This is a genomic window from Streptomyces sp. NPDC059142 (assembly GCF_042755665.1).
GTDB lineage: Bacteria > Actinomycetota > Actinomycetes > Streptomycetales > Streptomycetaceae > Streptomyces.
Window position 1 is genome coordinate 42,114 of sequence record NZ_JBHZDA010000021.1, and the last position, 9,744, is coordinate 51,857.

The window sequence follows — 9,744 nt, forward strand, 5'->3', positions numbered from 1 at the left end:
CTCAGATCTGAGCGGGCCGGCGCGCTGAGAACTGCATCGAGGCCAGGCGCTGTTCGGCGACCCGGCGCAGACGGGGACGATCGACCTTGCCGTTGGCATTGAGGACGGGCTCCGGCACCCACCACAGCAGGCGCGGCAGCATGTACGCGGGCAGCCGTAGGGCGGCCCGGCGCAGGACCTCGGCCTGGTTGACGGCCGGTCCGCCCATCAGACAGGCGACGAGCTGCGGGCCGCTGTCTCCGGCGACCGTGAGGACGGCCACCTCCGCGCCCGGGGCGGCGGCGCGCAGGGCCTCGCCGACCTCCCCCGTCTCGACCCGGTAGCCCTGGACCTTGAGCTGACTGTCGGAGCGGCCCAGATGGGTCATACCCGCCGGGCCGCGGCGCACCAGGTCGCCGGTGCGGTACCAGCGGTGTCCGTCGAGGTCAAGGAACCTCTGCGCGTCCTCGGCAGGGTCCAGATAGCCGCTGAACACCTGTGCGCCGCGCAGGCAGAGTTCGCCGCTGCTCGCCGGTGTGCCGTCCTCGTCGACGACGAGGGTGTGGACGCCGGGAAACGGCTCGCCGATCGGCACGACGGCGTCGTCCGGCGTGTCGTCGGCGCCGTCCCAGACATGTCCCGTACAGGCGACGCTGGCCTCGGTCGGTCCGTACAGGTTGTCGATGACGGAGTGGGGAGCTGCCGTGCGCCACGCACGCGCGGTGCCGGTGGTGAGCGGCTCGCCGCAGAAGATCGTCGTACGGAGGTCCGGCAGGCAACCGGGGTCGAGGCGGCCGGTGATGCGCAGCGAGGCCGCCAGGCTGGGGGTGGCATGCCAGACGGTGATGTGCTGACCGGCCAGCCGGGCCGGTGCCAGCGCCTGAAGCCGGTTGAGGGCGCAGAGGCAGCCGCCGGAGCCCCAGGCGAGAAACAGCTCGCTCATCGACAGGTCGAAGGTCAGCTCGTAGATCTGGCTGAACCGGTCGCCGGGGCCGAAGTCGTAGCGTTCGAGGGCGGTACGCACGAAGGCACTGATGTTGCGGTGCCGTATCGGCACCCCCTTGGGCACCCCCGTGCTGCCCGAAGTGAACATCAGATAGGCGAGGTCGTCGGGGCATCGTCCGGGCACCCGGACGATGCCGGGCGGCCCGGGCCTGCGCACCTGAGGGCCGGTCCCGGAGGGGCCGGCCGGGGAGGGCGGTTCGGGCAGGTCGGCGGTGACGAGGGTGCCCGGTCCGAGCAGCGGCAGCAGGGCGGGCAGCGCGGCGGCACCGGTGGCATCCACCACCAGCGCGTCCAGCCCGGCTGCCGCGGCCACGGCGGTGAGCCGGTCCGGCGGCGCGTCGGGGGCGAGCGGGACAGCACAGGCGCCGGCGCGCAGGGCGGCCAGGAATCCGCCGTACGCCGTCACGCTCTTGGCGGCCAGGACGCCCACCCGGCGCCGCCCGTCCGCTACGAGCGGACCGGCCAGCGCCGACACCTCACGGTCCAACGCCTCGTAGGTCAGGGTCTGTTGTCCGACCCGCAGTGCCGGTCCGCCGGGGGCGAGCGAACGCCCACGGTCGAACCACTGGTCGAGCAGCAATCCGTCGGCGGGCATCCCGGTCAGCCGTTCGCCAGCTGCCCGAGGACCGCCCACAGCGTGCCCGGCGTGCGGAACGTGGTCGGCGTGATGGTGTGGTCGGGGAAGGTCACGCCCAGGATGTCCTCCAGGGTGTCCATCAGCACCACCGCCGCGACCGAGTCCAGCCCGACGGTGGCCAGCGGCAGGTCCTTGGGAACCGCCGCCTCCTGTGCCAGCGCGGGCAGTTGAGCCCGCAGTATCTGCTCCAGGGTCTCGTACCCGATCATGTCCAGATGCCCTCTCCCTCGGTGGGCCTGTCAGCGAACCGGTGCCGGGCTGCCCGTGCTGCTCACAACTGAGCGGCATGGCAAAGAAGGTCCGATCATGCTCGGAACGCGGCCGAGAGTGGGAGGACCATGCCCGAGACCATCGAGTCGTTCCTGTGCGCCGTGCACCGGACGTACACGGAGGTGACGCGCCGGGAGCCCGGCTACTTCGCCACGCGCCCGCTGCGGGCGGGCGACCCGCCGACGGGTGCCGCCGAGGCAGTGGCCGACGCGTTCGGTGTGACGCTCACGGCGACGGATCCGGCGGCGTTCACGGCTGTGGACGAGCTGCTGGACCGGCGGCGCCGAACCCGGCCGGACGAGGACACCGACGACGTCGACCCCGGCCGCGCCGCCGGCCACGTCCCGGCCGGCGCGTGGCGGGCATGGCGGCAGCGGCAGGACCGGCAGGGCGCGCTGCGGGCCGCGCGGGCCGCGCACCTGGGCCGGTCCCTGGAGCGCCGCGTGGTACGGCACGCGGGCCGCCGCCTGCGCTACCGGGTCGGCGGGCGAGGGCCGATGCTGGTGCTGCTCACCGCCCTGGGGCATACCGACGAGGTCTGGCATCCGCTGGCCGAACGGCTGCTGCCGGGGCGGCGGTTGGTGATGTGGGACGCCGGGGAAACCGCTCCGTCGGGACAACCCTGGCTGCTCGACGGCCATTTGAGCGACATCGACGCCGTACTGGACGCCGAAGAGGCGGCCTCGTGCGACGTCGTCGGGTGGTGCTCGGGGGCCCAGATCGCGCTGGAGTACGCGCACAGCCGCCCCTCCTCCGTCCGGGCGCTGGTGCTGCTGCACGGCTCGTACCCGAGGGCGGCGGGCGACGCCTGCTCCGCCTACGAACGCGATCTGGGCGCGGTGTGCGCCTCCGTCGCCGCGCGACCCGGGCGGGCGCAGAGGGCTCTCAGGATGCTCACCGGCGGTGCCGTGCCCGAGCCGCTGCCCGCCGACGAGGGGCGCGCGGCCGTCGAGGTGCTCGCCCGTGCCCCGGCGGGCGTGGAGTCCCTACTGCGCCGCCCGTTCCGGGATCCGGACGCGCTGGTCCGCTACAGCCGTCAGCTGACCGAGCTGTGGCAACGTCCGCTGCCAGGCCCTGCATCGGGCCTGCCGCCGCTGCTGTCCCTGGCCGCGGACCTCGACCGGGTCGCCGCTCCCGAACCGCCGGCGGCGCTGATGCCGCTGCTGGCAGGCCGGCACGGTGAGCTCGTCGGTGCCACGCACTACACCATGATCGACCGCCCCGAGGTGGTGGCGGCGGTCTGCGGAGCCTTTCTCGACGACCCGTCGGGCGGTGCGCCCCTCGCCACGGGACCGGCGGAGATCCGCTGGGCCCCGTGCCCGTGAACCCGCCTCCGACGTCCAGTTCGTCCCATACGTACGCCCACGAGGGCATGACCCCATTCCGCAAGGAAGTGACGCCATGACCAGTTCCGTGAAGTTCGACAAGCTCGCCGCCCACTACGACGCGGCTCGCGGAGGTGAGGGGCGCGGACACATGACCGCTGCCACGATCTCACCGCATCTCGCCCCCGGCCCGGTGCTCGAAGTCGGCGTGGGAACCGGTGTGGTGGCGGCCGGCCTGGCCGCTCTGGGGCGCACGGTGCGCGGCGTGGACGTCTCCCAGCCGATGCTCGACGTCGCCGCGAAACGCTTCGACGGCGAGCTGCTGATCGGCGACGGGATGGCGCTTCCGTTCGACGACGCCTCGCAGGACAACGTCGTGTACGTGCACGCGCTGCACCTGATGGCCGACATGACGGCGGCGCTGACCGAGGCGGCGCGGGTGCTGCGGCCCGGCGGCCGGGTGGTGATACGCCACGGTGACCCCGTAGCCGACGCCGACGACCTGGTGCTTATTTTGCGCCAGGTTCAGGCGATGCAGCCGGCCCGCCCCGACGAGCCCGACGCGGTGCGGGCGGCGGCCGAGGCGGCCGGGCTGCGGCTGCTCCGGCAAGGCCTGGAGCCGGAGTACGAGAGCGGGATGAACCCCGACACCTTCATCGCGCTGATCACCAACCGGCAGGTGCCGTTCCTCCAGCGGCTGGAGCCCGGGCAGGCGGCGGAGGTCGTCGCGCCGATCCTGGAGCAGCTGCGTGCCCTGCCGGAACCGCAGCGGGTGCGCCGGCAGGCGTGGTCGTGCTGGCTGACCGCCGCGGAGAAGCCGGTCTGACCGGACCGGGCCCGCGGTGGCGCCGGGGAAACCCGGTCAGCAGGGGATCAGTTCGAACGCCACCGCAGGCACCCCCCCGAAGCGCGCGCCGGTCGCCTGCGCCTGGCCGTTGACGGCGGGCCGCACAGCTTCCCGGGTGTATCCCAGGCTCGCGAGGTAGGTCTCGTGAGCTCCGAGTGACGCGACGGCGGCGTCCAGGCCGGTGGAGATGTCCACGGCGTGGGTGGGCTGGGGAGAGTTCGCCACGGCGAGGTACTTCACCGACCACGGCTCACCCGCGTCCGGCAGTATCCACCGGTTCCCGGCGTCCATGACGGCGTCCAGCGCGCATCGCCCGAACTCGCGGTGGTCGGGGGCGTTCCACCGTCCGGTGCCGGTGCGCTCATGGTGGTTGAAGACGACTACGAGCTGCGGGCGCAGCCTGCGGATCGCGGCCACTAGGCCGCTCCGCAGCGCCTCGCCGGCGCGCACCGCGCCATCGGGGTGGTCGAGGAACTCCACTTCAGTGACGCCCACGTGGGCGGCGGCCTGCCGCTGCTCGGCCTCGCGCACCTCGGCCGCCCGCGCGGGGGGCATGCTGTCGATCCCCGCTTCGCCGCGAGTGGCCAGCAGGTAGGACACGGCGTGTCCCTTGCGGGTCCACACCGCGACCGCTCCCGCGGAACCGAACTCGACGTCGTCGGGGTGCGCGGCCAGTACGAGCGCGTTCTCCCAGTCCTCGGGCATACGTTCCAGGTTATCCGTCATGATCCGACGGTACGGCCGGGCAAAGGCGCCGAATGCTCAATAGTGTGCTGCCGTGGGACGTAGTCCGGAAGATCGTTGGTTCGGCTCCCGCCGTGGCACCTTCGTGGAAGACTGCGTGCGGGCATCCCGGCCCCCAACCACATTCCTGAAAGGGTGGATCAATGGCAGCGATCACTCAGCCCGGAGCCATCACCTTGAGTTGTCCCGACCCGGAATCACTGGCCGACTTCTACGCTCGGGCAACCGACTGGCAGAAGATCTTCACCAGCGAGTCGGCGGCATATCTGGCAGGCGAGAACGGCATGCGTATGGGATTCGTCAAGATTGACGGATTCAAAGCCCCGACCTGGCCGGACGCGGCCCATCGCGTACACATCGACTTCAGCGTCACGGACCTGAACAAGGCCGAGGCCGAACTCCTGGAACTGGGCGCCACCAAGCCCGAGGACCAGCCGGGCGAAGGCAAGTGGACAGTCCTGCTCGACCCGGTCGGCTACCCCTTCTGCATCACCGCGATGGCCTGACCGCCGTCCGGACCCACCGGTCCCGGCGGTTTCCTGACCCGCCGCCCATGAGGTTCCGTCCCGCGCACCCACGTACGCGTCCCCTGCCCCGGATTCCCGGAGCGGGGACGCTTGCGTGTGTCTGACGCTCAGCCGAACGTCCGGGGCACCAGCAGACCGTCCCTGGTGCTGTCCTGGATGACGATCTTGTCCCAGGTGCCGCCGCCACGCTCCGGCGAGATCCACTCCTGGATGTAGGACGCCCGGGGCGCGCTCGGGTCCGGGCTCGCGTCCAGCGCCATCAGCTCTTGGTATGCCTCGATGTCCGCCATGTGGATGAACATGTGGAGGCGATCCATCTGCCCGAACGCCTCCTCGAACAGCAGGACCGTGGTCCGGCCCTTGGCGTTCAGGTTGTACGTCTCGGCGAGCGTCCGGACGAGCACCCGGGCCTCCGCCCGGTACGCGTAGTGCACCTGGGCGGTGCGGTGCATGAGCAGCCCGGACGACGCGCTGGTCAGCAGGCTCTCGAGGGGCAGCGAGCTCTGCCGCGCGGCCGGCAACAGTTGGAACCGGGCCCGGCCGTCCACCGTCTCGACCGGGTTCAGGTCCTGCCGCGTCGTCTCCTGCTGCGCCATCGCCTCGGTGGCGGTGCCGAAGATGCCCCAGCGGTGCGGCAGCAGGACGGTCTCCCGCACGCTGCCCGCCTCGAACAGCTCCTCCCAGCCGTCGTCCTCGCCGGCGTCGCGCCCGAAGACACCGCTCCCTCGGTCGGCTCCGCGCTGGGTCAGCGCGGTGTAGTCCCCCAGGGTGCGCAGGTGGATCAGCCAGTGCAGGCGGCCCCGGGTGCCGAAGGCGTCCTCGAAGCTGAGTGCGGTGGCGATGCCCTCGTTCCGCTCGTTGAAGTCCTCCGCCAGGGCCCGGGTGGCGGCGCGGGCGCGGGGGCCGTGACCGGCCCGGATCTGCGCGGAGCGCCACAGCACGACTTCGGCCGAGGCGGTGTCGAGGGTCTTGTCCGGGGGCGTGCGCACCTGGTGCTGGGCGGTTGCCGCGGCGGGCGGGAAGGCGTTCATCGGTGGGTCCCTTCACTCGGGGGTGGTGGGTGAATCAGCGGACGCGGGCGGCGGCGAGGACTTCCGCGGCACCGGTCATCAGCAGGTCGGCCACGGCGTCTACGTCGCGCCGCCGCCACGACTCCAGCGCGGTCCCCTCGACCAGACGGTTGAAGGCGCCCATCGCGGGGCCGCAGTGGATCTGGAAGTTGGCCGCGTTGTCCTTCGCGCCGTCCAGCGCAGCCCGTGACGATTCGGCGAAGTACCACTTGAAGACGAGCGCCATACGCCGTTTCGCGTCCCGCTCGGCGTCGCGGGCGATCTCCGGTCGGCCGGTGTCCCGGTAGTACCGGCCGGTCTGCTCCCACACCTCAGCCAACGGCCTGCGGAAGCAGGTGCGTTCGAGGGTGGCGAGCGTCCTGCTGTCGATGTCCTCCAGCCGGTGGTGTCTGCGGTAGAGCTCGTAGAGCTGGTTGGCGCGGGCGGCGAACATCGTGCCCCTCCGTACCACCTGCACCCGGGAGCCGATCTCGAACAGGTCACCGGCGGGGGCGTACGTGACGTCCTGCACGTCGAGTCCGGCCAGCAGGTCCTTCACCGCGTCGGAGGTGCCGGCCTGCGGGCTGCACTGGTTGACGCTGCCGGTGAGGACGAAGTCCGCGCCGAGCAGGAAACAGGCCGCCACCGCCTCCGGGGTGCCGATGCCTCCCGCCGCGCCGACCCGTACCGGTTCCCCGCCCGCCGACGCGGAGAGGCTCTCCCGCAGCCGCAGCAGGGTGGGAATCAGGGCGAGCGCGACTCCGCCGTCGGTGTGCCCGCCCGAATCGGACTCCACGCAGAGGTCGGACGCGACCGGCAGCCGGGCGGCGACCGCCGCCTCCTCGCCGGTCAACGCGCCCTCGGCGAGCAGCCGGGCGAGCAGCTCCGGCGGCGGCGGGGCCAGGAACTGCCGCGCCACCTCCGGCCGGGACACCTTGGCGAGCACCTGGTTGACCGCCACCGGCCGGCCGGCCCCGTCGAGATGTGCGCCCCTGGCCCGGAACAGCACCAGCGGCGCGGTGACCCGGGTGAACGCCGCAGCCTCGACGTACCGCACACCGCGCTCCAAGTACAGCTCGACCGTGGCGCGTTCCAGCACGCTGTCGGTCATGTCGTGCAGCAGGTTCATGCCGTACCCGGCGCCGGACGGCAGCCGTCGTCCGATGTCGTCCAGCGCCTCCCGTATCCGGGCGAGAGACAGTCCCCCGGTGCCGAAGAAGCCGAACAAGCCGGCCCGCGCCATTTGGATCACCATGTTGGTGGAGGCGATGCCTTGGTACATCGACCCCGCGACATAGGCGTGGCGGGTGCGGTAGACCTCACGGAACCGGGCCGACCCGAGGGCGGTGCCGGCTCTCCGCCCCGCCGGCGCGGGATGCGCGGCCACGGAGTCGGCCGGCGGGGTCGCGGAAACGACGGGCTGCGACGGCTGGACCGTCGCATGGCCGACAGGTGCCGCAGTGGTACGGGGACTCGGTCGCCACCCTCCGGCGGGTTGCCGACGGGCTGCGTCGGCCTCGCGCCAGAAACCGGTGAGCGTCCGGCCGCGGCCGATCTCCCACACCTCGTCGACCCCGACGTCCAGCAGACGGTCCATCGTCTCCCGCCAGCGGACCCGGGACCGGATCTGGCGGCCGAGCAGCGCCGCCACGGGCTCTGCGGGCGGGTACGGCGCGGCCGTCACGTTCGCGATCACCGGCAGCTTCGGGGGCGCCAGCTGCGCCTCGGCCAGCACGTCCGCGAACCGCTGCGCCGCCGACGCCATGTCCCAGGAGTGGAACGCGGCGCTGACCGGCAGCGGCACGCACCGGAGCGCCGGATTTCCCCCTCTCAGCAGGCGGGAGACCTCCGACACACCGGCAGGGGCGCCGGAGATCACCACCTGCGTCGCCGAGTTGTCGTTGGCCACCTCGACGTCGTCCCGGCCCGAGTCGGCAAGCACGCGTTCCACCTCGGCGAGACCGGCGCCGACGACCGCGGCCATGGAGCCGCCGTCGGCCTCGCCCATGAGCCGGCCACGCTCCGCGACCAGGCGCAGTCCCGTAGCGAAGTCCAGGACTCCGGCCACCATCAGCGCGTTGAGTTCGCCGAGGCTGTGCCCGGCGACCAGGTCGGGCTCTCCCCTTTCGGCACGCTGCGCCAGATACGTGAGCGCGTGGACGGTGAACAGCGCGGGCTGGGCATAGCGGGTGAGCCGCAGTCTGTCGTCGTCGCCCAGGCACAGCTCCCGGATCGAGTAGCCGAGGACGTCGTCGGCGAGAGCGCAGTGGTCGGGGAAGGCGTCGAAGAGGTCGGCTCCCATCCCCCGGCGTTGGCTACCCTGCCCGGCGAAGAGCAACGCGCGCACGGGGTCAGAGCTGTCGGGGAACGAGGAGGGTGTCGGTGACGCCGCCGGGAACGAAGGCGTCTGCACCGGTGCCGCCGCCCTTCTCCGGGGCGATCATCTGGCGCTCCAGCAGCTTGCGGAACTCCGGGTCGCGGTACGGCAGGTTGCGCAGTTCCTCCCACGCCTCGTACGAGGAGAGGTGGATCAACTGGTGCAGCCGGTCCATCGCGCCGAAGGTCTCCTCATACAGGTACGCGGTGACCTTGCCCCGCAGGTGCTCGTTGACGTAGCTCTGCCAGGCGAAGGCGTAGTACCGCGCCTCCTTGCGGGTGGGGTACCGGGCGTAGGCGACGCGGTGCACCATCAGTGGGGCGTTGGCGGAGTTGAGCTGCTCCTCCGGGGGCACCGGCGTCTGCCGCCAGGCCTCGGGCACCCAGGCCTCGTGGGCCTCGTCCTCGCCGTAGTCGAGTCCGTGCTGGGGCACCAGGATCTGCTCGGTGATGCTGCCCTGCACCACGGCTTTGCCCCAGCTGCCGAAGCCGCGGTCGTCGGCGACCACGTCGTCCTCGAGCAGGATTTTGGTGGTCTCGTCGTGGTCGACCATCTCCAGGCTGGCCGCGTAGTCGGCCGGGCTCTTCATGTTGATGAACCAGTGGTGCTTGGCCTGGTCGCCGAGCGCCTTCTGGAAGAAGAAGAACGTCATGCCGTTGAGGTCGGCCTTGTTCATATGCTTGAGCACTTCGGAAACGAAATTGATTCCCTCTTGCTCATGGCCCGGCTTGAAATGGGCGTAACGCGAGATGATGAAACCCGCATTTCCAGAGTGCAGCAGTTCACTTTCGGGGCGGTCTACCTGGTGGCTGGCCGGCTTCATAACGTCGTTCACCACGACCTCAATTCCTCGTCGGCTTTGTCGTGCCGACACTAGGAGGAAGGGCGGTAGCGGCGACGCACAGTTTTGGCGCGATCCGGCGGTTAATCAAGGACCTAAATGCACGGGCGCGCACACCGGCGCCCCCACCACAAGCGCCACTG

General features: G+C 71.6%; 9 protein-coding genes. 3 read left to right on the forward strand and 6 right to left on the reverse strand.

Annotated features, from left to right (window positions below; all coding sequences use genetic code 11):
* Position 1: 1 nt before the first annotated feature.
* Positions 2–1,579 (reverse strand): AMP-binding protein, encoded by a 1,578-nt coding sequence (locus ACFXPK_RS11040; protein WP_385074000.1) that lies wholly within the window; start codon positions 1,577–1,579, stop codon positions 2–4.
* 5 nt (positions 1,580–1,584) lie between these two features.
* Complete coding sequence (locus ACFXPK_RS11045) at positions 1,585–1,830, reverse strand: phosphopantetheine-binding protein (RefSeq protein WP_385074002.1); 246 nt, start codon at positions 1,828–1,830, stop codon at positions 1,585–1,587.
* A gap of 129 nt (positions 1,831–1,959) precedes the next feature.
* Between ACFXPK_RS11045 and ACFXPK_RS11050 the strand changes: the two genes are divergently transcribed.
* Positions 1,960–3,216, forward strand: coding sequence for an alpha/beta fold hydrolase (locus tag ACFXPK_RS11050; RefSeq protein ID WP_385074005.1), 1,257 nt, complete (start codon positions 1,960–1,962; stop codon positions 3,214–3,216).
* Between the two features lie 76 nt (positions 3,217–3,292).
* Positions 3,293–4,042: a class I SAM-dependent methyltransferase gene (locus tag ACFXPK_RS11055; protein WP_385005840.1), complete on the forward strand. Its 750-nt coding sequence runs from the start codon at positions 3,293–3,295 to the stop codon at positions 4,040–4,042.
* 36 nt (positions 4,043–4,078) lie between these two features.
* On the opposite strand, the gene ACFXPK_RS11060 is transcribed toward ACFXPK_RS11055, so the two are convergent.
* Positions 4,079–4,789 (reverse strand): PIG-L deacetylase family protein, encoded by a 711-nt coding sequence (locus ACFXPK_RS11060; protein ID WP_385005844.1) that lies wholly within the window; start codon positions 4,787–4,789, stop codon positions 4,079–4,081.
* Positions 4,790–4,950: 161 nt separating this feature from the next.
* Between ACFXPK_RS11060 and ACFXPK_RS11065 the strand changes: the two genes are divergently transcribed.
* Positions 4,951–5,313, forward strand: a complete 363-nt coding sequence (locus ACFXPK_RS11065) for a VOC family protein (protein ID WP_042163773.1) — start codon at positions 4,951–4,953, stop codon at positions 5,311–5,313.
* Positions 5,314–5,441: 128 nt separating this feature from the next.
* Here the strand turns inward: ACFXPK_RS11065 and ACFXPK_RS11070 are convergent, their stop codons facing one another.
* From ACFXPK_RS11070 to ACFXPK_RS11080, 3 genes are read right to left on the reverse strand one after another with little or no spacing between them, the layout of a single operon-like run.
* Positions 5,442–6,365, reverse strand: coding sequence for a DUF6039 family protein (locus ACFXPK_RS11070; RefSeq protein ID WP_385005847.1), 924 nt, complete (start codon positions 6,363–6,365; stop codon positions 5,442–5,444).
* Positions 6,366–6,399: 34 nt separating this feature from the next.
* The gene (locus ACFXPK_RS11075; RefSeq protein ID WP_385005849.1) at positions 6,400–8,685 is read right to left on the reverse strand and encodes a PfaD family polyunsaturated fatty acid/polyketide biosynthesis protein; all 2,286 of its coding nucleotides are present in this window, start codon (positions 8,683–8,685) and stop codon (positions 6,400–6,402) included.
* 49 nt (positions 8,686–8,734) lie between these two features.
* Positions 8,735–9,583: a DUF6039 family protein gene (locus ACFXPK_RS11080; RefSeq protein ID WP_385074084.1), complete on the reverse strand. Its 849-nt coding sequence runs from the start codon at positions 9,581–9,583 to the stop codon at positions 8,735–8,737.
* Positions 9,584–9,744: the final 161 nt, after the last annotated feature.